This window comes from Bacillus sp. SYZHCR11 (genome assembly GCF_057196865.1).
This window is the reverse complement of record NZ_JBXUND010000006.1, coordinates 1-20,633: the sequence shown is the minus strand read 5'-3', so window position 1 is coordinate 20,633 and position 20,633 is coordinate 1. Positions and strand designations below refer to the sequence as shown.

Here is a 20,633-nt window from a genome sequence, read left to right as displayed (position 1 = left end):
TTATTAGCATTCCCATGTTTGTATAATTTATACATGCACTATGATTATTTGAGCATATCATGCAAAATATATACATTGGCATTTTACAATATTAACATAGCTGAAAATTCAAGTCAAACTTTTTTTGCTTTTATGATATAATAGCCTTTCTTTTTTTGAACCACAGAAACTTCGTCAAAAAGCTCCTTCAGTTTTTCAATGGCAGAAGGCCCGCCCTGTTTTTTCTGTATAACGATCCACAATTCACCTGAAGCCCTTAAATGCTCAGCGCTTTTTTCAAAAATGGCATGGACAACTTTTTTTCCGGCGCGGATTGGGGGGTTTGTAAGAATAGAAGCAAATGTTTGAGCAGAATCAATATTTGAAAATAAATCACTCTGATAAATCCGAACGTTTTTTATTCCGTTTTTTTCTGCATTTTCATTTGACAGCTCTACGGCTCTTTCATTCACGTCAATCATGTGCACGGTCCGGTCTGTAAATGCACCGGCGAGCGACAGACCGATCGGGCCGTAACCGCAGCCTGCATCCAGGAAGTCACCATCGATCTCCGGCTCTTCAAACGCTTCAATTAAGACACGCGAACCGAAATCAACTTCCTTTTTCGAGAAAACGCCGCTGTCACTTGTGAATGTATAAGATCTGTTCCGCAGTGTAAATGACCATGTCTGTTTATCGCTTTTAACTGAAGGTTTTTCTGAATAATAGTGTTCACTCATTATTAGAACCTCCTTTTTTAATTGCACTTAAAGAAAAGCAAAGAAAAAGCCCGCCTCATAAAAGCGAGCTTCCCCTACAGGCAAGTGAAGATTACTTAACTTCTACAGAAGCGCCAACTTCTTCAAGTTTAGCTTTAAGCTCTTCAGCTTCTTCTTTCGCAATACCTTCTTTAAGTGGTTTTGGAGTGTTGTCAACAAGTTCTTTAGCTTCTTTCAAGCCAAGACCAGTGATTTCACGAACAACTTTGATAACTTTGATTTTCTGAGAACCTGCACCAGCAAGGATAAGGTCGAATTCGCTTTGCTCTTCAGCAGCGCCGCCAGCAGCAGCTCCGCCAGCTACAGCTACAGGAGCAGCAGCAGTTACGCCAAATTCTTCTTCGATTGCTTTTACTAGGTCGTTCAATTCAAGTACAGTTGCTTCTTTAACGGAAGCAATGATTTCTTCGATATTTAAAGCCATTTGAAATTCCTCCATTTGTTTTATTTTAGGGTAAAATCAGATTAAGCGCCTTGTTCTTCCTTTTGGTCTGCAACTGCTTTAGCTGCAAGTGCAAGGTTGCGAACTGGAGCTTGAAGTACGCTAAGCAACATAGAAAGTAAGCCATCGCGTGAAGGAAGTTCAGCAAGAGCTTTCACTTCTTCAACAGAAGATACTTTTCCTTCGATAACGCCCGCTTTGATTTCCAGAGCTTCGTGATTTTTCGCGAACTCGTTAAGAACTTTTGCCGGAGCGACAACATCTTCAGTACTGAATGCGATCGCATTCGGTCCAGTTAAGACATCATTCAAACCATCAAGTTCAGCTTGTTCAACCGCACGGCGAGTCATTGTGTTTTTGTACACTTTGAACTCTACGTTAGCTTCGCGAAGCTGTTTACGGAGTTCAGTTACTTCAGAAACGTTAAGTCCGCGGTAGTCAACGATGATCGTTGATTTGCTTTCTTTCAGTTTAGAAGCAATCTCTTCAACAACAACTTTTTTTGTATCAATTGCGCTGCTCATGGTTACACCTCCTGTAGATTTTGTGTAACACTTATACCGCTAGGTGATCACGACTGTGACGACGATTTCATATAAAAAGCCTCCATGTGGACATGGAGGCTGTATATACAAGCATACGTAACGTAATAGCTGTGATATATATACACCTCGGCAGGATATTAAGCCTCAACGGCCCCTGCTGTCTACGGTATAAATGACATATTATATTTTACAACATTTTGAATCATATCAGAATGCTGATCTAAAGTCAAATATTATTTTACGTTGAAAGTAGAAGCGTCTACTTTGACACCAGGGCCCATAGTAGAAGTAACGGCAACGTTTTTCACGTAAACACCTTTAGCCGCAGCCGGTTTTGCTTTCAGGATTGTATCATACATTGTTGTGAAGTTCTCAACAAGTTTTTCATCCTCGAAAGAAACTTTTCCGATCGGAACATGGATGTTACCAGCTTTGTCAACGCGGTATTCTACTTTACCAGCTTTGATTTCGCCGATTGCTTTTTCTACTTCGAATGTAACAGTTCCTGTTTTAGGGTTTGGCATAAGACCTTTTGGTCCAAGCACACGGCCGATTTTACCGACTTCACCCATCATGTCAGGAGTCGCAACGATTACATCGAATTCGAACCAGCCTTGCTGGATTTTCGCGATGTAATCAGAATCGCCGACGTAGTCTGCACCGGCAGCTTCAGCTTCTTTTGCTTTTTCGCCTTTAGCGAATACAAGCACGCGCTGAGTTTTACCAGTTCCGTTAGGAAGTACAACTGCACCGCGGATTTGCTGATCGTTTTTACGAGGGTCAACCCCTAAACGAAAAGCAACTTCAACTGTAGCGTCGAATTTAGCTGTGTTTGTTTTTTTAGTAAGCGCCACTGCTTCAGCGACGTCGTAAGCTTTCGCACGGTCTACAAGCTTCGCAGCTTCAACGTACTTTTTACCTTTTTTAGCCATTTTAAAATTTCCTCCTTATGTGGTTATAGCGGAATAACCTCCCACGAATAAGGGTTGCGAACTTGTGAAAACTCGCAACCCGACAAGAAACAAATTAATCCTCGATAACGATACCCATACTGCGGGCAGTACCTTCAACCATGCGCATTGCCGCTTCAACGTCTGCTGCGTTTAAGTCAGGCATTTTCGTTTCAGCGATTTCGCGAACCTTATCGCGCTTAACGGTTGCCACTTTATTACGGTTTGGTTCACCAGAACCAGACTCAATTCCAGCTGCTTTTTTAAGCAATACTGCAGCAGGCGGAGTTTTTGTAATAAATGTAAATGAACGGTCTTCGTAAACCGAAATTTCAACAGGAATGATTAAACCAGCTTGGTCAGCTGTACGAGCGTTAAACTCCTTACAGAATCCCATGATATTTACACCGGCTTGACCTAGTGCAGGTCCAACTGGCGGCGCTGGGTTAGCTTTTCCAGCAGGAATTTGCAATTTTACAACTTTTACTACTTTTTTAGCCACGAGACACACCTCCTTAAGTCCGTGATGTGGTAATAGGGTAAACCCTCCCACTCAAGGTTTCATTCTTTATATGAATGACGAAATATCAAGCTAGCTGCCTTGGATTAGTCCAAGACGTACCTTTGCTATATTATCATTAATATATAGCAATTTCAAGTTTTTTCACATTACAATTTGTCGATCTGGGTAAATTCCAGCTCAACCGGCGTTTCACGGCCGAACATGTTAACGAATACTTTCACTTTGCTCTTATCATAATCAATCTCTTCAATTGATCCTGTAAAGTTGGCGAAAGGTCCGTCTATGACTTTGACTGTCTCATTCAATTCAAAATCAATGTCGGTTTTCCGCTCATCCATGCCCATCCGCTTTAAGATGGTTTCCGCTTCGCCAGGAAGAAGCGGAGTCGGCTTTGAGCCTGAACCGGCTGACCCGACGAATCCGGTAACGCCCGGCGTGTTGCGGACCACATACCAGGAATCATCAGTCATGACGATTTCAACAAGCACATAACCCGGGAACACTTTCTTTTTGACTACTTTTTTCTTGCCGTTCTTAATATCAGTCTCTTCCTCTTCAGGGACGACAACGCGGAAAATTTTATCCTGCATTCCCATTGATTCCACACGTTTTTCAAGGTTCGCTTTTACTTTGTTTTCATAACCGGAATACGTATGAACAACATACCAATTCTTTTCCATTCTATCAGGACTCTGCAGTCCTTCCCTCCCCGCATTTAAAAATGAAGTGTAAAACAAAAAATAGGCTCAGAGCCTATGAATCCTTTTTTCAACACAATAAAAAACCCGCTGAACGGGTTTTGGCAAACGATATTATGATCTATTATAGCACGTATTGCTGATCATTATTCAACTATTAAACGAATTAATTGAGAAATTCCTGTATCAAGGAGGGCAAAAAAGATAACAAAAAAGATAACCGTTGAAATCACCGTGATCGTATAGCGCGTTAACTCTTTGCCTTTAGGCCAGCTAACCTTTTTCATTTCTTTCCCAACATCTTTAAAGAAACTCATCATGCGCATGTAAAAGACCTCCACAATTTAAAAAGCGAACACTATTTTGTTTCTAAATGAGCTGTATGTGAATTGCAAGTGCTGCAGTACTTCTTAACTTCTAACCGCTCAGCCGCTGATGCAGAGCTTTTCATTGTCGTATAATTACGATTTCCGCATGTTTTGCATGCCAGCGTAATCTTTTTTCTCATGTCGTTACACCTTTTCCTAAACAATCATTTATCTTAATAAAATAGCACAGTCAGAAAAATTCTGTCAATATGACACAGAAACCCGCTACAGACTGATTTCTCTTATTTCCAAATACTTTTCAAGCTTGCGCTTCACGCGCTGCAGGGCATTATCGATTGATTTTACGTGTCGGTTTAAATCATCTGAAATTTCCTGGTAACTTCTTCCGTCCAAGTACAGAACAAGCACCTTTCTCTCCAGATCGCTCAGCAGTTCTCCCATTTTCATTTCGATATCATCAAATTCTTCCTGATTAATAATCATCTCTTCAGGATTTAACGTTTTAGCGCCTGAAATGACATCAAGCAGTGTTCTGTCAGATTCTTCATCAAAAATAGGTTTGTCTAAAGAAACATAGGAATTTAAAGGAATGTGTTTCTGACGGGTAGCTGTCTTTATTGCGGTAATAATCTGGCGGGTAATGCATAATTCTGCAAAAGCTTTAAATGAAGTAAGCTTGTCCTCTCTAAAGTCTCGGATAGACTTATATAAGCCTATCATCCCTTCCTGTACAATATCTTCTCTGTCGGCCCCTATTAAAAAATAAGACCTTGCTTTCGCCCGTACAAAATTACGGTACTTCGTAATCAAGTAATCTAACGCATCACTATCCCCAACATGAACCTTTTCAATGACCTGCTCGTCCTCCAACTGGCAAAATTGCACTTTGTTGAACTTTCCCTTGCTGTTCTGTAGATTCACTGCGATCCCCCCGGCGCACGTAGATAGAAATATTATACATTAATGGGCGAAAAAGCGTCAACCTAATCCAGACCGCCTCGGCGCCACTTTTCAAACGTTTTCAAAACCTCTTCGGACAGCTCGATTTTACCCGGTGGTTTTTCAGAAGTGATCTTTGAAACCCGCCTTTGAATCCGCCGTTCTATCGTATCCACTTCCCTCAGAAGCTCCCGGGCGGATTTACGGAGAGCCCCTTGTCCGAAAATCGCCCACTGCTCCGTATAATCGGAGGTTGCGACATGAATCTGTGTCGCAATATTATTCAGCGCCTGGGCAAGCTTCTCGATCCGCTCATCCGCCGTCTCATTCTCCCGTGTAAAAATCACTTCGACTCTGTGATTCGTTTGTTTTTTCTCTATGCCTTTTACCAGATGTGCGTCAAACACCACAATGACTCTGATTCCCGTGTAGGACTGATATTCCGCCATCTTCTGGATCAGTACATCTCTCGCTTCTTCAAAACTGTTCGCTTTTAAATCCTTTAGCTGCGGCCAAGCTCCAATCATGTTGTATCCGTCTACTAACAGGATGTCCATCTGTCTTCATTCCCCTAAAGGATTGCGCTTCCGGTAGACTTCATACATGAGAAGGCCGGCCGCTACCGACGCATTCAGAGACGTGACTTTTCCGGCCATCGGAAGTTTAATGAGAAAATCACATTTCTCTTTCACAAGCCGGCCCATTCCTCTGCCTTCGCTTCCGATAACGAGCGCCAAAGGCATCTTGCCGTCCATAGAGCGGTAGTCTTCCCGGGCGGATGCATCCGTTCCGACGACCCAAATCCCCCGCCCCTTCATTTCATCAAGTGTCCGGGCAAGGTTGGTCACCTTCACGACGGGAATGTGTTCAATCGCACCGGTCGAAGCTTTTGCGACCGTCGATGTCAGTCCGACCGCTCTGCGTTTCGGAATCACAATGCCGTGTGCACCGACAGCGTCAGCCGTTCTCATGATGGAACCGAGATTATGAGGGTCTTCCAGCTCGTCCAATATGAGAAAGAAAGGCTGTTCGTTTCTCTCTTCCGCTCTTTTATATAATTCGTCTAATTGTGCATATTCATATGCCGCCACCTGGGCGACAACACCCTGATGCTGCCCCTCCACCATCTGATCGAGTTTTTTCCTCGGTACAAATTGAATGGTGACGCCGCGCTTTTTAGCAAGCTCCATAACTTGCTGCGCCTGTCCTTTTACTGTGTTTTCCGCCATCCATAACTTATACAGCTTGCGATCTGACTTTAACGTCTCAATCACAGCGTTTTTTCCTATGACGTAATCATGTTGCTGACTCATTTGTTTTCCTCCCTGACGTCCCGACTTGTATAGCCTCAGCAATCAGCTGATTCAGTCTTTCTTCTCTTTTCTCAAGAAAAAGGTATCCGAGTAAAGCCTCAAAAGCTGTACTATGGCGGTACGTCTGTACATCTGTGTTTTTAGGCGTCGTCCCTGATTTCGCGTTTCTGCCTCTTCTCAGCACGGCTTCCTCTTCCTCCGTGAAAAAGGATTCGTCCTGAAGGCGGAACAATATGTCTGCCTGTGATTTTGCCGATACAATCCGGCTCGCCTTCTTATGAAGGTCATTCGGTTTCGTAAAGCCCTGCTTAAGCAGGTGATGCCGGACGTATATTTCAAAAATGGCATCACCCATATAAGCAAGCGCAAGACCGTTTAACTGCTTTGAATCTTTGATTTGTTCAAATTGAAGCATCCGCTTATTCTCCCCGCTTCCAGCGAGTTCCCTGGGCTGTATCTTCAAGAATGATATTCATGCTTTTCAGCTGATCGCGAATCTGGTCTGACAAAGCGAAATCGCGATTGCGGCGGGCTTCATTTCTCTTCTCAATCAACTCTTCAATCTCTTCGTCGACAAGCTCTTCTTCGCCGAGCGTAAGTCCGAGAACAGATCCGATTCTGTCAAACATGCTGATAAAGGCTTTAATGACGTGATCCGCCGTATTGTCTTCCTGCATGTAGTAATTGGCGAGCTTTGCCAGATCAAACCAAACGGAAATCGCATTCGCCGTATTAAAATCATCATCCATTGCTTCTTCAAACGCAGTGCGGTGCTCTTCGATTTTAGCGAGCCATTCCTCATCATTGTCAGTCAGATTCGTGCTGCTAATCAAACGATGGTTTAAATTACTGTATGCCGTCTTCAGGCGGTTAAACGCGTTTTTTGTTTTCTCAAGCAGCTCTTCCGAATAGTTGATCGGGTGGCGGTAATGAACGGACAGCATGAAAAATCTCAAAAGCTGCGGGTCATATTGCTTAATGATATCGTGCACCAAAACAAAGTTGCCGAGCGATTTTGACATTTTCTCATTATCGATATTGATATATCCGTTGTGAAGCCAGTATTTTGCGAATGTCTTGCCTGTTAATGCTTCAGATTGCGCGATTTCGTTTTCATGGTGCGGGAATGTCAGGTCCTGACCGCCGGCGTGAATATCGATTTCGTCACCCAAATACTTTTTCACCATTGCGGAGCATTCAATATGCCAGCCCGGGCGGCCTTTTCCCCAAGGGCTATCCCATGAAATTTCTCCGTCCTTAGCAGCTTTCCAAAGCGCAAAGTCCAGCGCATCCTCTTTCTTCTCGCCGACACGGATACGCGCGCCTGATCTGAGTTCATCAATTGATTGTTGAGATAGCTTGCCGTAGCCTTCGAAGGCCCTTGTTTTGAAATAGACGTCGCCTTCTGATTCATAAGCGTAGCCTTTTTTAATCAGCTCGCTGACAAATTCAATAATGGCGTCCATGTTTTCCATGACCCGGGGGTGTAGATCCGCTTTCCGGCATCCGAGGGCGCCCACGTCTTCAAAATACGCTTTAATGAACCGTTCAGAAACGGTCGGGACGTCCTCGCCGAGCTCGTTGGCCGCCTTAATCAGTTTGTCGTCAACATCGGTGAAATTCGATACGTATTGAACATCGTATCCTTTATACTCCAAATAGTTGCGTACGGTATCATACACAATCGCCGGACGGGCGTTTCCGATATGAATATAGTTGTATACAGTAGGTCCGCACACGTACATTTTTACTTTGCCTTCCTCAAGAGGAACGAATGTTTCCTTTTTCCGTGTCAATGTATTATAAAGTGTAATGGTCATTTTTGGTTGATCCTTTCTTTTTTATCTTCCAGTTCAGCCTGCAGTTCAAAAATCTGCTGCTCCAATGCTCTAAACCGGTCAGCAACCGGATCGGGCAAGTCTTGGTGATTGAGATCGCGTTTGATTTTTCTTCCGTTCTGAATGACGACTTTCCCCGGTATGCCGACAACGGTCGAAAAGTCGGGAACATCACGAAGCACAACGGAGCCGGCCCCTACTTTAGAACCCTGCCCGACCGTAATAGAGCCGAGCACCTTCGCTCCGGTTGCAATTAAAGCATCATCTTTTATGGTCGGATGCCGCTTCCCCTTTTCTTTTCCCGTTCCCCCGAGAGTGACACCTTGGAATACCGTCACGTTATTGCCGATTTCACACGTTTCCCCTATGACGACCCCCATACCGTGGTCAATGAAAAACCTTCTCCCGATGGTCGCGCCGGGATGGATTTCAATTCCGGTAAAGAAACGGGCAATCTGTGATATCAGGCGCGCCAGGAAGAAAAATCTCCGTTTATATAAAGCATGTGCAATCCGATGCGCCCATATAGCATGTAAACCAGAATAAGTTAAAACAACTTCGAAATAGCTTCTTGCTGCCGGATCTTGATCGAACACTGTATCTATGTCTTCTTTTAGCATTTTAAAAAACACATGCTTCCCCCCATTCTCTCCCCGCTCCAGTCTGTTTTTCCGCCTATAAAAAAAAGCGCCTCTGCATGTAAACATGACAGAGACGCTTTTACCGCGCGGTTCCACTCTGTTTGAAAAACAAGTCACTGTTTTCCCAACTTAAAAGCCGGTAACGGCGGCGGCCGCCTTTAAATACTGATTTCCGCAGAAATGTTCTTCAAAGGTCTTAAGGGCGCACTTCTAAAACATGACGCATGAATCTCTCTCAGCCGATGAAGATTCTTTCTGTAATGGTCATTGTTTTATACTCTTCCCTGTCAACAATCGTATATTTAAATGCTTTTCAGGCGTCTGACGGCTGTTTCTCTGCCGATCAGCTCAATGGCCTGCGGAAGCTCCGGACCGTGTGTCTGACCGGTAACCGCTACACGAATCGGCATGAACAGCTTTTTGCCTTTATGGCCTGTTTCTTTCTGAACAGCTTTGATTGAGGCTTTGATCAGCTCAGGCGTAAATTCTTCAAGCTCTTCAAGCTTCGCAGCAAATACGCTGAGCACTTCAGGCACCTGTTCTTCTTCCAGAACGGCTTTTGCCTCTTGATTATACTCGATCTCATCTTTAAAGAACAAATCAGTAAGCTCGACAATTTCAGCGCCGTAGCTCAATTGCTCATGGTAAAGAGAGATTAATTTACGAACCCATTCCTGTTCTTCGGCAGAAAGCTCAGTGCCGACTTTTCCTGCTTTTTGCAGGTGCGGCAGGGTCAGCTCAACCACTTGATCAAGATCCAGCGCTTTGACGTATTGGTTGTTGACCCATTTCAGTTTATGCATATCAAACAGAGCCGGTGACTTAGACAAACGATTTACATCAAAAATTTCAATGAATTGTTCTCTTGTGAAAAGCTCTTCTTCACCGACGGGAGACCAGCCGAGAAGTCCGATAAAGTTAAACAGCGCTTCAGGCAGGTAACCCAGCTCATCATACTGCTCAATAAACTGGATAATTGATTCATCACGTTTACTTAATTTTTTGCGGCTTTCGTTTACGATAAGCGTCATATGTCCGAAGACAGGAATATCCCAGCCGAATGCCTGGAAAATCATGATCTGTTTCGGTGTATTTGAAATGTGATCCTCACCGCGGAGCACGTGCGTCATTTTCATTAAGTAATCGTCAATCGCGACGGCAAAGTTATACGTCGGTGTTCCGTCTTTTTTGACGATGACAAAGTCGCCGATGCCGTCTGATTCAAAAGAAATCTCGCCTTTTACGATATCGTTAAATGCGATGATTTTCCCTTCCGGCACGCGGAAACGGATGCTCGGCTGTCTGCCTTCGGCTAAAAACTGCTCCTGCTCTTCCTGAGTCAGGTTTCTGTGTTTGCCGGAATAGCGCGGCATTTCCCCGCGGGCGATTTGCTCTTCACGTTCTTTTTCAAGTTCTTCTTCCGTACAGAAACATTTATAAGCAAGCCCTTTTTCAAGAAGCTCTTCATAGTACTCTTTGTAAATGTCGTTACGCTCAGACTGGCGGTACGGGCCGTATTCTCCGCCGACATCCACACTTTCATCCCAGTCCATGCCGAGCCATTTCAAATAGTTAAGCTGACTTTGCTCTCCGCCTTCAATATTTCGCTTTTTGTCCGTATCCTCAATCCGGATAATAAACTTTCCGCCTTGGCTGCGGGCAAATAAATAGTTAAAAAGCGCCGTTCTGGCGTTACCGATATGCAAATGTCCGGTCGGACTCGGTGCATAACGAACGCGTACTTCATTTCCCATGTTCAAATACTTCCTTTCATCTCGTCTGTAGCCTCTAGCCGAATATATGTATCTATTCTACCACCAAATAGACCCGGCATCAAAACAATGATCAGGCTTTTTGAATCAGAACGGTTGCCTGAGCGGCAATTCCTTCGGCTCTTCCGGTAAACCCGAGCTTTTCAGTCGTCGTCGCTTTTACGTTTACTTGAGAGACGTCCGCCTCAAGGCCTTCCGCTATCCGTTTTCTCATAGCATCAATATGCGGCGCCATTTTCGGCTTTTGCGCAATAATCGTGCAGTCTATATTTCCGAGTACGTACCCTTTTTCTTTTACAATGTTCCAGACATGCTGAAGCAGCTTAAAAGAATCAGCATCCTTGAATTCCGGATCAGTATCCGGGAAATGCTTGCCGATATCTCCTTCACCTGCCGCTCCGAGACACGCGTCTGCGACTGTATGCAGCAATACATCAGCATCTGAATGTCCGAGCAGTCCCTTTTCATAAGGAATTTCAATTCCGCCGATGATGAGCGGACGGCCTTCCGTTAATTGATGCACATCAAATCCTTGTCCGATTCTAAACATTATGATTCCCACTTTCCGCTTTCATGATTGCTTCCGCAAATATCAGGTCATCCGGCGTTGTCAGCTTAATATTGGTATAGCTGCCTTCAACGATACTCACCTGATATCCATCAAGACGCTCGACGAGGCTGGCGTCATCCGTACCTAAGAAGCCTTTGTTTTCCGCTTCCATATGCGCCGTCTTCAATAAAGAAAGACGAAAAGCTTGCGGCGTTTGAACGGCCCACAAGCTTGAACGATCAAAGGTCTCCGCAGCCCGGGAGCCTTCCGCCCGTTTTATCGTGTCTTTCACAGGAACAGCCAGGACAGCCGCTCCCGCCTCCTCTGCTGTTTCAACGAGCTTATCGATATGCTGATGTGTGACAAACGGGCGCGCTCCGTCATGAACAAGCACGACCGATTCCTTATCAATCACTTTCAGTCCTTCGTATACACTGTGCTGACGCTCCGCACCTCCGGTAACAAGCTCAATTTCCGTCTGAATCGGAAATTGGGCCAGCAGCTGGCGAAAATCTTCCCGTTCACTCTCGTTTATCACCAGGATTATTTTCTGACAGGGTGCGTGGCTTTCAAAAACCCGCAGTGTGTGTATAATAACGGGCGCACCTTTTAAGCTGATGAACAGCTTATTTTTCCCGGCCTTCATCCGTTTTCCTTGTCCGGCAGCCGGAATAACGACAACATACTCCATATGAACTCCCTCTTAAAGAGCTTTCTCAAGCAGCTTGGGCTTGGCAAAAATCATTCGTCCCGCCGCTGTCTGCAGTACGCTGGTTACGAGCACATCAATATGTTTCCCTATATAATTGCGGCCTTCTTCCACAACAATCATTGTGCCGTCATCTAAGTAAGCCACACCTTGATTATGCTCTTTCCCGTCCTTAATCACCTGCACATTCATCTCTTCGCCCGGAAGCACAACCGGCTTCACCGCGTTTGCAAGGTCATTAATATTCAGTACCGCAACCTTTTGAAGCTCGCATACTTTATTTAAATTAAAATCATTCGTCACAACGACACCGGATGTCAGCTTCGCAAGTTTGACAAGCTTGCTGTCAACCTCCTGAATGTCTTCGAAGTCGCCTTCATAAATTTCAACCGTAATATCCAGTTCCTTTTGAATGCGATTCAAGATATCCAGTCCGCGGCGTCCTCTGTTACGTTTTAAAACATCTGAAGAATCAGCGATATGCTGTAATTCCTCCAGCACAAATTGAGGAATGACAATGACGCCTTCTAAAAAGCCCGTCTGACAAATATCTGCAATTCTCCCATCAATAATAACACTTGTATCCAAGATTTTCAGCCTTTTATCCTGTTCTTCCTGCTCCTCATCAGCACTTCCCTTTTTCTTCTGCATTCTTGCAGAAATGGAGAAAAGACTGATCAGTTCATCCTTTTTCTTAAATCCGACTTGGAAGCCCAGATAACCGAGAAAGAAAGCCAGAAAGACCGGAATGATGGTGCTGAATATACGGTACGGAATATTGTCCAGCGGAATCACGTTTACAATGAGATATGCGATGATAAGTCCAAAAACCAATCCGAGACTCCCGAATAACAGATCCGGCACCGGAGCTCTCAGCAAAGAATCTTCAATCCATTTTACCCAATTAATCACATATTCTGTCGTCCATATACTGATGAGAAAAAAGATAATAGCACCAATTGCAGCAGACGTATATGCGTTTGTTATTAAAGGTATGTCCTGTATATTTGACAGCACAAACAATTCAGGTATTAAAAAGATACCGACAACGCCGCCCACAATAATGAAGAACGCCTGAACTATTCGTTTTAACATACCTCCACCTCCTTTTAAGTAGCATTTTTTCAGCAGACTGTCAGAGCCTACAAATTCAGAATAAACAAAAACTAACAATAATATACCCGGATTCCGACAGGTTTAAGCGATACTTAAAGCTGTCTATCTATATAGTGTTTTTCCTGAAGGCGTTTTAAGCCTTTTTTGATCTTTTGGGCGCGCACTTCGCCGATACCCTCGACATCATCAAGCTCTTCTACAGTGGCTTCCGTTATGCTTGGCAAAAATCCGAACGCCTCAACCACATTTTCAACAATCGGCATCGGCAGACGCGGAATTTTGTTCAGCAGCCTGTAGCCTCTCGGGAGCACATAATCATCAAGATTCGTAGAAGCCGGGTATCCAAGCAGTTTAAACAGAATGGAATCATCCAGCAGATCATAGCTGGACATATCCTGGAGCTCTTTTAACAGCACGAACGGATCTTTGATTTTTTCTTTGACATAGTCTTTGATGAAAAGTGCCGCCTCTTCTTCCATGTCCGTAATCAGTTCAATCACCTGCAGACGGATTAAGTGGCCTTCCGTTCCGAGTTCTTTAATATACATATTGATTTCATTTTTTATTCGGAGCACCATTTCATACCGATGCATGACAGACAGCACGTCACTGAATGTCACAAGCTCCTCAAACTCTAATGCGTTTAGAGCCGTAATTGTTTTGTCTAAAATGGTTTTATACTTCTCGAGCGTTTGAATGGCCTGATTTGCCTTTGTTAAAATAAAACCTATGTCCTTTAGTGTGTACTTCATGCTGTCCTGATATAACGTAATGACATTTCTGCGCTCAGAAATGGCGATGACGAGACAGCCGGTCTGCTTCGCCACCCGTTCCGCCGTACGGTGCCTCATTCCCGTTTCTGAAGAAGAAATGGTCGCCTCCGGCATAAGCTGCGTATTCGCATAAAGAATTTTCTGGCCGGAATCACTTAAAATAATGGCACCGTCCATTTTGGCCAGCTCGTATAAGTGAGCGGGCGCAAATGATGTATTAATATGAAAACCGCCATCCACGACTTGCTTTACCTTATCATTGTACCCGACAACAATCAGGCCGCCTGTATTTGCCCGAAGTACATTCTCTATCCCGGCTCTGAGCGGGGTGCCCGGTGCAACGAACTGCAGAATTGCAGACAGGTCAAGCTCTTGTTTCGCCCCTTTTTTCTCTTTTTCCATCTATTATGATCCTCCTAATGAAGTACGAAGCGCTTCTGCAACATTTGCTACTCCGACAACCTCAATCCCTTTTGGTATTGTCCACCCGTCTGCATTCGCCTCAGGTATGATCATGCGCTTGAAGCCGAGTTTCGCCGCTTCTTTTACGCGCTGTTCGATTCTTGACACCCTGCGGACTTCTCCTGTCAGTCCCACTTCACCGATAAAGCAATCTGCGGGATTCGGCGGTGTATCTCTGAAGCTTGAGGCAATGCTGACGGCTACTGCCAAATCAATCGCCGGTTCATCCAGTTTGACCCCGCCGGCGACTTTTAAATATGCATCTTGATTTTGAAGCAAAAGACCCACCCGCTTCTCAAGCACAGCCATAATTAACGATACCCTGTTGTGGTCAATGCCTGTAGCCATGCGGCGCGGGTTTCCAAAACTGGTCGGTGATATGAGCGCCTGGATTTCAACCAGAATCGGTCTCGTTCCTTCCATTGACGCAACGATACTCGAACCCGATGCCCCGGCAGAACGCTCTTCCAAGAAAATTTCAGAAGGGTTGAGCACTTCCGTAAGCCCCTCTTCCCGCATTTCAAAGATGCCCATTTCATTTGTTGAGCCGAAACGGTTTTTTACGGCCCGCAAAATACGGAATGTATGATGCCGCTCTCCTTCAAAGTATAGAACGGTATCGACCATGTGCTCAAGCAATCTCGGCCCTGCGATCGATCCTTCTTTTGTGACGTGTCCGACGATAAAAATAGGTATGCCGTTTGTTTTCGCGATTTTCATCAATTCGGCCGTACACTCTCTTACTTGTGATACACTGCCGGGAGCTGAGGTGATATCACTTTGGTAAACGGTCTGAATGGAGTCTACGACAACAAATGCGGGTTTCATCTCTTGTATAGCAGACGAAATATACTCCATATCGGTTTCAGATAAAACATGTAACATTTGGCTGTTGATTCCAAGTCTGTCGGCGCGCAGCTTCGTTTGCTTCACGGATTCTTCCCCTGAAATGTAAAGCACGCTGCCGGCCGTATCTGCTAATTGTGCGGATACTTGGAGAAGGAGCGTGGATTTTCCGATTCCGGGATCGCCGCCGATCAATACTAACGAGCCTTTCACAACGCCGCCGCCAAGCACTCTGTTGAATTCTTCGAGCTTTGTTTGAACGCGGGGTTCTTCTGATGTTTCAATTGATGTAATGGGTGATGGTTTCTGGACGGTTTGAACGGAGTGGGAGAAAGCCGCCCGCCGATTCGCCGGCGCTTTTTTTATGGTTTCTTCCACCATTGTATTCCAAGCCCCGCAGCCCGGGCACTTTCCCATCCATTTTGCGGATTCATAACCGCATGAGTGGCAGATGAATTTTGTTTTTGATTTAGCCATATATGTTGTAAGACCTCTTCCTTATCGAATATTTCTCTATATAACAAAGTGAGGCATACACTCGCTTACGTATGCCTCATGTTTGTCACTATATTAGTTCGTTTTAGCAGTTGTTTTTACGACAAATTCGCCGTCCTCAACATCAAGAACAATGTGCTGGCCTTTATCAATATTGCCTCTGAGGAGTTCTTCTGATAATCGGTCCTCCACATGCTTTTGAATCGCTCTTCTTAACGGACGTGCGCCGTATTCCAAATCGACGCCCTCTTCTGCTACTTTTGCTTTGGCAGCATCCGTCAGCTCGATAGAGAGATCTTGTTCTTTCAGACGTTTTGTTAACTGATCAGACATAAGCGACACGATGTCTGTAAGATGTTTTTTCTCAAGGGAGTGGAAGACGATAATTTCGTCAATCCGGTTGATAAACTCAGGTCTGAAGGCACGCTTCAGCTCTCCCATGACTTTGTCTTTCATGTCTTTATGGTTTTGTGATTCATCCTGGACATTGAAGCCCACATATTTGTTGCGCTTCAGCTCGCTCGCCCCGACGTTTGACGTCATAATCAGGATCGTGTTGCGGAAATCCACAGTGCGTCCTTTTGAATCAGTCAAGCGTCCGTCTTCAAGCACTTGCAGGAGAATGTTAAACACATCAGGGTGTGCTTTTTCAATTTCATCAAGCAATACGACAGAGTAAGGTTTTCTTCTCACTTTTTCTGTCAGCTGGCCGCCTTCATCATAGCCGACATATCCCGGAGGAGAACCGACAAGACGCGAAGTCGAGTGTTTCTCCATGTATTCGGACATATCCACTCTGATCATCGCTTCCTCATCACCGAAAATGGATTCCGCCAGCGCTCTTGCCAGCTCTGTCTTCCCAACGCCTGTAGGGCCTAAGAAGATGAATGAACCAATCGGACGTTTCGGGTCCTTCAGTCCGGCTCTTGCACGTCTGACAGCCTTTGCCACGGCTACAACGGCTTCATCCTGGCCGATGACGCGGGAATGCAGAATGCTTTCCATATTGAGAAGCTTATCTGTTTCCGTTTGGGCAATTTTAGATACGGGCACCCCGGTCCAGCTGGATACAACCATCGCGATATCCTCTACAGAAACTTCGGAGTTCTCCTGGCCTTGTTTTTCTTTCCAGGTTTTTTTCGTGTCTTCCACCTGTTCTCTCAGGCGCTGCTCCGTATCACGAAGGGAAGCCGCTTTTTCAAACTCCTGGCTCTGAACGGCAGCGTCTTTTTCCTTGCGAACTTCATCGAGTTTCTGCTCAAGCTCTTTTAAGTTCGGAGGCGTTGTGAAAGAACGGAGACGCACTTTTGAACCGGCTTCATCAATTAAATCGATCGCTTTATCCGGAAGGAAGCGGTCAGAAATATAACGGTCGGACAATTTAACCGCGGCTTCGATCGCTTCATCGGTAATGGATACGCGGTGATGCGCTTCATAGCGGTCACGGAGCCCTTTTAAAATTTGAATGCTTTCATCGGCTGACGGCTGATCCACCTGAATCGGCTGGAAACGGCGCTCGAGAGCCGCGTCTTTTTCGATATATTTACGGTATTCATCAAGCGTTGTGGCACCGATGCATTGAAGCTCTCCGCGGGCCAGTGAAGGTTTTAAGATATTCGATGCGTCAATCGCACCTTCTGCTCCCCCCGCTCCGATCAGTGTATGCAGTTCGTCAATGAATAAAATAATATTGCCGGCCTGACGTATTTCATCCATTACTTTTTTCAAGCGGTCTTCAAATTCTCCGCGGTATTTCGTACCGGCTACAACCGTACCCATGTCTAACGTCATTACGCGTTTATCACGTAAAATTTCCGGCACTTCATTATTGATGATCTGCTGTGCGAGGCCTTCAGCAATCGCAGTTTTACCTACACCCGGTTCTCCGATAAGAACGGGATTATTTTTCGTTCTGCGGCTTAATACCTCAATAACACGCTGAATTTCTTTGCTTCGCCCGATAACCGGATCAAGACTGTCTTCCTTCGCAATCGCAGTTAAATCACGCGCCAGACTGTCAAGCGTCGGCGTGTTTGCATTGCTGTTGGTACCGGATGCAGAAGACCCCGTCTCATTGCTTCCCAGAAGCTGCAGCACTTGCTGTCTCGCTTTATTCAAGCTGACACCGAGATTATTCAGAACTCTCGCCGCCACGCCTTCTCCTTCACGGATCAATCCGAGAAGTATGTGTTCTGTTCCCACATAAGAATGTCCTAGCTTTCTGGCTTCATCCATGCTGAGCTCAATGACTTTTTTTGCTCTTGGCGTATAATGAATCGTTTGAGACATTTCCTGTCCCCGTCCGATTAAGCTCTCCACTTCTTTCTGAATTTTATCCGAACCGAGTCCGAGTGCTTGGAGTGCTTTAGCCGCAATCCCTTCTCCTTCACGAACCAGACCTAATAAGATATGTTCAGTTCCAATATTGTTATGGCCTAAGCGCAGTGCTTCCTCCTGTGCCAGTGCCAATACCTTTTGAGCTCGCTCTGTAAACCTTCCAAACATCATATCGAATCATCCTCCTGTCTATTTGCACTCATTTCTAAATGCAGCCTTTCCCTGATAAGCGCCGCTCTTCTCGCGTCTCTTTCGTTCGGCCGTAATGCACCGCCCGAATATTGCTGGAGAAAACCCGGCTGTGTCAAAATCATCAGTTCATTAAGTATATTGCTTGATAGCCCTTTGATGATCCCAAGGTCTATCCCCAGCCGAACGTCAGAAAGGCATTTCGCCGTTTCCTTTGATTCAATCATACGGCAGTTGGATAAAACGCCGTAAGATCTGAATACCCGGTCCTCCAATTCAATTTTCGAAGTTTGGTAAAGCGCTTCTCGGGCTGAACGTTCCTGCTCAATCAGCTGGGCAGCCACACTGTTTAAATCATCTACAATGTCCTGTTCTGATTTTCCGAGTGTGATTTGATTTGAAATTTGAAAGATATTTCCTAATGCTTCGCTGCCTTCACCGTAAATTCCTCTAACAACTAAGCCTAATTGGTTAATTGCCGGGATAATTCGATTCATTTGCCTAGTTAATACAAGGCCCGGCAAATGCATCATGACTGAAGCCCTTAGTCCCGTCCCTACATTTGTAGGACAGCTTGTTAAGTACCCTCTCTTCTCTCCAAAGGCGTAATCCACTTTCTCCTCAATCCAGTCATCAACCTGGTTTGCCGCTTTTATGGCATTGAGAAGCTGGAAGCCGGGGAAGAGGCATTGAATTCTGATATGATCTTCTTCATTTAACATAATGCTGACTTCTTCATTTTCAGAAAGCAGACAGCCGCCAAAAGGAGATTCCGTTAAATTCGGGCTGATCAGATGTTTCTCCATCAGCACCCGTTTTTCCAAAGGCTGAGCTTCACTCATTCTGATTAAATGAAATTGACCGATATCAGGCAGTTCCTTACCTGAAAAATGATCTTCGAATTGCTGAATGATGGATGAGGCTTCTTCATTCGTATACCGGGCGGGAAACTTTATATTTTCAAAGTTTCGGGCCAACCGTATACGGCTGCTGAGTACAATGTCACTTTCAGGTCCCTTTTGCTTCATCCAATTGCTTAGTGCGTCCTGAATAAAATGCTTGAGCGACATTACCCTTGTTCCCCCTCACTGTCTGTACTTTTTAATTCCTGCTCTAACGATCGGATCTGATCCCTGACCTCCGCTGCTCTTTCAAACTCTTCGTGGTGTATTAAAGATTCAAGTTCTTTTTTTAACATTTCCATTTGCCGTCTTACATGCAGGTTTCCGCCTATTCGTTTTGGAATTTTCCCGGCATGCACCGTATTCCCGCTGTGAACTTTTCGCAAGATCGGCGTAATTTGGCTGTAGAACGTATCGTAACATTCCGCACAGCCGAAACGCCCTGTTTTTCTCAGCTGCTGAAACGTCATACCGCATTTCTTACAAGCTGTGCCTTGCTCTGAGTAGCCGAACATTTGAGAACCGGTGTTTTGAAATGAGGACTCCATATTCAGCAGCCCTGATAATAAATTATGAATCGAGAACCCTTGGTTTCCACTTATACTGTATGAATCGCTATTTTCTTTTGCACATTGTTCACAAATATGAACTTCTTGCTTTTCTCCATTAACAACTTTCGTAAAGTGAAAAGTGGCCGGTCTCTCATTGCATTCTTGACAAATCAATCTTTTCACCCGCTTACTTTAGTTTTAAAGATGTGAGCATTGCTTTCATCATTCTGGCTCTTAGTTCATCCCGTTCGGGCAAATCAATATATAGAACTGAACGATCCATTACACTCACCATCATTTTAGCTTCTCTTTCCGAAATAACTCCGTCCTCTAACAGTCTGAGAATAATGTCATCAGAGGCTGCCTGGGACAAGTGGGTATGAATCTGCGAAATAATATTATTGATGAGGACGACTTCGTTATTCATTTTAATTTTGATAATACGAATATAACCGCCGCCTCCCCGTTTACTTTCAACAATATATCCTCTTTCACTTGTAAATCTGGTGTTGATGACATAATTTATTTGGGAAGGAACACATTGAAATTTATCAGCGATTTCACTGCGTTTGATCTCTAAAATTTCTTTGCCATTTTGATCTAATACTTGTTTCAAGTACTGTTCAATGATGTCAGAAATATTATGTCCCACTCAACCCCCTCCTTTATTGACTTTGACTATATTTGACTTTAATCTTACTATAAGGTGTTTCGCAAAATTTTTCAACTGTATCGCTCTATCTCTATTATTTCCACTTTACACAAGCATAAAACCTGCTTTTGCAAAAAGCCATATCGTTACTTTTCTCATACTATATAACGTATGCAGAAAAACACAAAAAAGGCAGCTCATGATGAGCTGCCTTTACCGTAATGATAGCTTGGCGGCGTCCTACTCTCACAGGGGGAAACCCCCGACTACCATCGGCGCTGAAGAGCTTAACTTCCGTGTTCG

At 44.7% G+C, this 20,633-nt stretch carries 24 protein-coding genes, 1 rRNA gene and 2 other annotated features; all 25 genes read right to left on the bottom strand.

Annotated elements, in window-relative coordinates; genetic code table 11:
• Nucleotides 1–113: 113 nt before the first annotated feature.
• Nucleotides 114–719, bottom strand: a complete 606-nt coding sequence (locus tag AC2CGA_RS18155) for a class I SAM-dependent methyltransferase (protein WP_003156438.1) — start codon at nucleotides 717–719, stop codon at nucleotides 114–116.
• A gap of 91 nt (nucleotides 720–810) precedes the next feature.
• A complete protein-coding gene (gene rplL, locus AC2CGA_RS18150; RefSeq protein WP_003156436.1) occupies nucleotides 811–1,182 on the bottom strand; it encodes a 50S ribosomal protein L7/L12 in 372 nt (123 codons plus the stop codon).
• A gap of 41 nt (nucleotides 1,183–1,223) precedes the next feature.
• Entirely contained in the window at nucleotides 1,224–1,724 is a 501-nt protein-coding gene (rplJ, locus tag AC2CGA_RS18145; protein ID WP_003156433.1) for a 50S ribosomal protein L10, read from the bottom strand.
• A 63-nt stretch (nucleotides 1,725–1,787) separates the two neighbouring features.
• Nucleotides 1,788–1,930 (bottom strand) — a sequence feature (ribosomal protein L10 leader region).
• Nucleotides 1,931–1,978: 48 nt separating this feature from the next.
• Nucleotides 1,979–2,677, bottom strand: a complete 699-nt coding sequence (rplA, locus tag AC2CGA_RS18140) for a 50S ribosomal protein L1 (RefSeq protein WP_003156431.1) — start codon at nucleotides 2,675–2,677, stop codon at nucleotides 1,979–1,981.
• 94 nt (nucleotides 2,678–2,771) lie between these two features.
• The gene (gene rplK / locus AC2CGA_RS18135) at nucleotides 2,772–3,197 is read right to left on the bottom strand and encodes a 50S ribosomal protein L11 (RefSeq protein WP_003156430.1); all 426 of its coding nucleotides are present in this window, start codon (nucleotides 3,195–3,197) and stop codon (nucleotides 2,772–2,774) included.
• Nucleotides 3,198–3,364: 167 nt separating this feature from the next.
• Nucleotides 3,365–3,898 (bottom strand): transcription termination/antitermination protein NusG, encoded by a 534-nt coding sequence (gene nusG / locus AC2CGA_RS18130; protein ID WP_003156423.1) that lies wholly within the window; start codon nucleotides 3,896–3,898, stop codon nucleotides 3,365–3,367.
• Between the two features lie 164 nt (nucleotides 3,899–4,062).
• On the bottom strand, nucleotides 4,063–4,242 hold the full coding sequence (gene secE / locus AC2CGA_RS18125) for a preprotein translocase subunit SecE (protein WP_003156422.1): 180 nt from the start codon (nucleotides 4,240–4,242) through the stop codon (nucleotides 4,063–4,065).
• Between the two features lie 32 nt (nucleotides 4,243–4,274).
• On the bottom strand, nucleotides 4,275–4,424 hold the full coding sequence (gene rpmG / locus AC2CGA_RS18120; RefSeq protein ID WP_003156421.1) for a 50S ribosomal protein L33: 150 nt from the start codon (nucleotides 4,422–4,424) through the stop codon (nucleotides 4,275–4,277).
• 85 nt (nucleotides 4,425–4,509) lie between these two features.
• Complete coding sequence (gene sigH, locus AC2CGA_RS18115; protein ID WP_003156415.1) at nucleotides 4,510–5,166, bottom strand: RNA polymerase sporulation sigma factor SigH; 657 nt, start codon at nucleotides 5,164–5,166, stop codon at nucleotides 4,510–4,512.
• A gap of 62 nt (nucleotides 5,167–5,228) precedes the next feature.
• On the bottom strand, nucleotides 5,229–5,741 hold the full coding sequence (rae1, locus tag AC2CGA_RS18110) for a ribosome-dependent mRNA decay endonuclease Rae1/YacP (RefSeq protein WP_003156414.1): 513 nt from the start codon (nucleotides 5,739–5,741) through the stop codon (nucleotides 5,229–5,231).
• A gap of 6 nt (nucleotides 5,742–5,747) precedes the next feature.
• Nucleotides 5,748–6,497 carry a 23S rRNA (guanosine(2251)-2'-O)-methyltransferase RlmB gene (gene rlmB, locus AC2CGA_RS18105; RefSeq protein ID WP_139885654.1) on the bottom strand — a complete coding sequence of 250 codons (750 nt, stop codon included), beginning with the start codon at nucleotides 6,495–6,497 and terminating at the stop codon, nucleotides 5,748–5,750.
• Complete coding sequence (locus AC2CGA_RS18100) at nucleotides 6,481–6,912, bottom strand: Mini-ribonuclease 3 (RefSeq protein ID WP_003156412.1); 432 nt, start codon at nucleotides 6,910–6,912, stop codon at nucleotides 6,481–6,483. The genes rlmB and AC2CGA_RS18100 overlap by 17 nt, the downstream gene beginning before the upstream one ends.
• Nucleotides 6,913–6,916: 4 nt before the next feature.
• On the bottom strand, nucleotides 6,917–8,317 hold the full coding sequence (cysS, locus tag AC2CGA_RS18095; RefSeq protein WP_003156411.1) for a cysteine--tRNA ligase: 1,401 nt from the start codon (nucleotides 8,315–8,317) through the stop codon (nucleotides 6,917–6,919).
• Nucleotides 8,314–8,967, bottom strand: coding sequence for a serine O-acetyltransferase (cysE, locus tag AC2CGA_RS18090; protein WP_003156410.1), 654 nt, complete (start codon nucleotides 8,965–8,967; stop codon nucleotides 8,314–8,316). Before cysE ends, cysS begins: the two co-directional genes overlap by 4 nt.
• A gap of 75 nt (nucleotides 8,968–9,042) precedes the next feature.
• Nucleotides 9,043–9,276 (bottom strand) — a binding site (T-box leader).
• A gap of 2 nt (nucleotides 9,277–9,278) precedes the next feature.
• Nucleotides 9,279–10,730, bottom strand: a complete 1,452-nt coding sequence (gene gltX, locus AC2CGA_RS18085; RefSeq protein ID WP_015388783.1) for a glutamate--tRNA ligase — start codon at nucleotides 10,728–10,730, stop codon at nucleotides 9,279–9,281.
• A gap of 91 nt (nucleotides 10,731–10,821) precedes the next feature.
• Nucleotides 10,822–11,298 (bottom strand): 2-C-methyl-D-erythritol 2,4-cyclodiphosphate synthase, encoded by a 477-nt coding sequence (gene ispF / locus AC2CGA_RS18080; protein WP_003156407.1) that lies wholly within the window; start codon nucleotides 11,296–11,298, stop codon nucleotides 10,822–10,824.
• The gene (gene ispD, locus AC2CGA_RS18075) at nucleotides 11,291–11,989 is read right to left on the bottom strand and encodes a 2-C-methyl-D-erythritol 4-phosphate cytidylyltransferase (protein WP_003156405.1); all 699 of its coding nucleotides are present in this window, start codon (nucleotides 11,987–11,989) and stop codon (nucleotides 11,291–11,293) included. The genes ispF and ispD overlap by 8 nt, the downstream gene beginning before the upstream one ends.
• A 12-nt stretch (nucleotides 11,990–12,001) precedes the next feature.
• On the bottom strand, nucleotides 12,002–13,102 hold the full coding sequence (locus AC2CGA_RS18070; RefSeq protein ID WP_003156403.1) for a PIN/TRAM domain-containing protein: 1,101 nt from the start codon (nucleotides 13,100–13,102) through the stop codon (nucleotides 12,002–12,004).
• Nucleotides 13,103–13,215: 113 nt separating this feature from the next.
• Nucleotides 13,216–14,298, bottom strand: coding sequence for a DNA integrity scanning diadenylate cyclase DisA (disA, locus tag AC2CGA_RS18065; RefSeq protein ID WP_003156401.1), 1,083 nt, complete (start codon nucleotides 14,296–14,298; stop codon nucleotides 13,216–13,218).
• Between the two features lie 3 nt (nucleotides 14,299–14,301).
• Nucleotides 14,302–15,681, bottom strand: a complete 1,380-nt coding sequence (gene radA / locus AC2CGA_RS18060) for a DNA repair protein RadA (protein WP_014304212.1) — start codon at nucleotides 15,679–15,681, stop codon at nucleotides 14,302–14,304.
• A gap of 93 nt (nucleotides 15,682–15,774) precedes the next feature.
• Nucleotides 15,775–18,207, bottom strand: coding sequence for an ATP-dependent protease ATP-binding subunit ClpC (gene clpC, locus AC2CGA_RS18055; protein WP_007410388.1), 2,433 nt, complete (start codon nucleotides 18,205–18,207; stop codon nucleotides 15,775–15,777).
• On the bottom strand, nucleotides 18,204–19,295 hold the full coding sequence (mcsB, locus tag AC2CGA_RS18050; RefSeq protein WP_003156398.1) for a protein-arginine kinase McsB: 1,092 nt from the start codon (nucleotides 19,293–19,295) through the stop codon (nucleotides 18,204–18,206). Before mcsB ends, clpC begins: the two co-directional genes overlap by 4 nt.
• The gene (mcsA, locus tag AC2CGA_RS18045; RefSeq protein WP_003156397.1) at nucleotides 19,295–19,852 is read right to left on the bottom strand and encodes a protein-arginine kinase activator protein McsA; all 558 of its coding nucleotides are present in this window, start codon (nucleotides 19,850–19,852) and stop codon (nucleotides 19,295–19,297) included. Before mcsA ends, mcsB begins: the two co-directional genes overlap by 1 nt.
• A gap of 13 nt (nucleotides 19,853–19,865) precedes the next feature.
• A complete protein-coding gene (gene ctsR / locus AC2CGA_RS18040) occupies nucleotides 19,866–20,330 on the bottom strand; it encodes a transcriptional regulator CtsR (RefSeq protein ID WP_003156396.1) in 465 nt (154 codons plus the stop codon).
• A gap of 227 nt (nucleotides 20,331–20,557) precedes the next feature.
• Nucleotides 20,558–20,633 (bottom strand): 5S ribosomal RNA (gene rrf / locus AC2CGA_RS18035); the annotation flags it as partial.

Bases quoted from the DNA above. Each gene is read 5' to 3' on its own strand.
- AC2CGA_RS18155 (WP_003156438.1), bottom strand. From the start codon at position 719: ATGAGTGAACACTATTATTCAGAAAAACCTTCAGTTAAAAGCGATAAA.
- rplL (WP_003156436.1), bottom strand. From the start codon at position 1,182: ATGGCTTTAAATATCGAAGAAATCATTGCTTCCGTTAAAGAAGCAACT.
- rplJ (WP_003156433.1), bottom strand. From the start codon at position 1,724: ATGAGCAGCGCAATTGATACAAAAAAAGTTGTTGTTGAAGAGATTGCT.
- rplA (WP_003156431.1), bottom strand. From the start codon at position 2,677: ATGGCTAAAAAAGGTAAAAAGTACGTTGAAGCTGCGAAGCTTGTAGAC.
- nusG (WP_003156423.1), bottom strand. From the start codon at position 3,898: ATGGAAAAGAATTGGTATGTTGTTCATACGTATTCCGGTTATGAAAAC.
- secE (WP_003156422.1), bottom strand. From the start codon at position 4,242: ATGCGCATGATGAGTTTCTTTAAAGATGTTGGGAAAGAAATGAAAAAG.
- rpmG (WP_003156421.1), bottom strand. From the start codon at position 4,424: ATGAGAAAAAAGATTACGCTGGCATGCAAAACATGCGGAAATCGTAAT.
- rae1 (WP_003156414.1), bottom strand. From the start codon at position 5,741: ATGGACATCCTGTTAGTAGACGGATACAACATGATTGGAGCTTGGCCG.
- rlmB (WP_139885654.1), bottom strand. From the start codon at position 6,497: ATGAGTCAGCAACATGATTACGTCATAGGAAAAAACGCTGTGATTGAG.
- AC2CGA_RS18100 (WP_003156412.1), bottom strand. From the start codon at position 6,912: ATGCTTCAATTTGAACAAATCAAAGATTCAAAGCAGTTAAACGGTCTT.
- cysS (WP_003156411.1), bottom strand. From the start codon at position 8,317: ATGACCATTACACTTTATAATACATTGACACGGAAAAAGGAAACATTC.
- gltX (WP_015388783.1), bottom strand. From the start codon at position 10,730: ATGGGAAATGAAGTACGCGTTCGTTATGCACCGAGTCCGACCGGACAT.
- ispF (WP_003156407.1), bottom strand. From the start codon at position 11,298: ATGTTTAGAATCGGACAAGGATTTGATGTGCATCAATTAACGGAAGGC.
- ispD (WP_003156405.1), bottom strand. From the start codon at position 11,989: ATGGAGTATGTTGTCGTTATTCCGGCTGCCGGACAAGGAAAACGGATG.
- AC2CGA_RS18070 (WP_003156403.1), bottom strand. From the start codon at position 13,102: ATGTTAAAACGAATAGTTCAGGCGTTCTTCATTATTGTGGGCGGCGTT.
- disA (WP_003156401.1), bottom strand. From the start codon at position 14,298: ATGGAAAAAGAGAAAAAAGGGGCGAAACAAGAGCTTGACCTGTCTGCA.
- radA (WP_014304212.1), bottom strand. From the start codon at position 15,681: ATGGCTAAATCAAAAACAAAATTCATCTGCCACTCATGCGGTTATGAA.
- clpC (WP_007410388.1), bottom strand. From the start codon at position 18,207: ATGATGTTTGGAAGGTTTACAGAGCGAGCTCAAAAGGTATTGGCACTG.
- mcsB (WP_003156398.1), bottom strand. From the start codon at position 19,295: ATGTCGCTCAAGCATTTTATTCAGGACGCACTAAGCAATTGGATGAAG.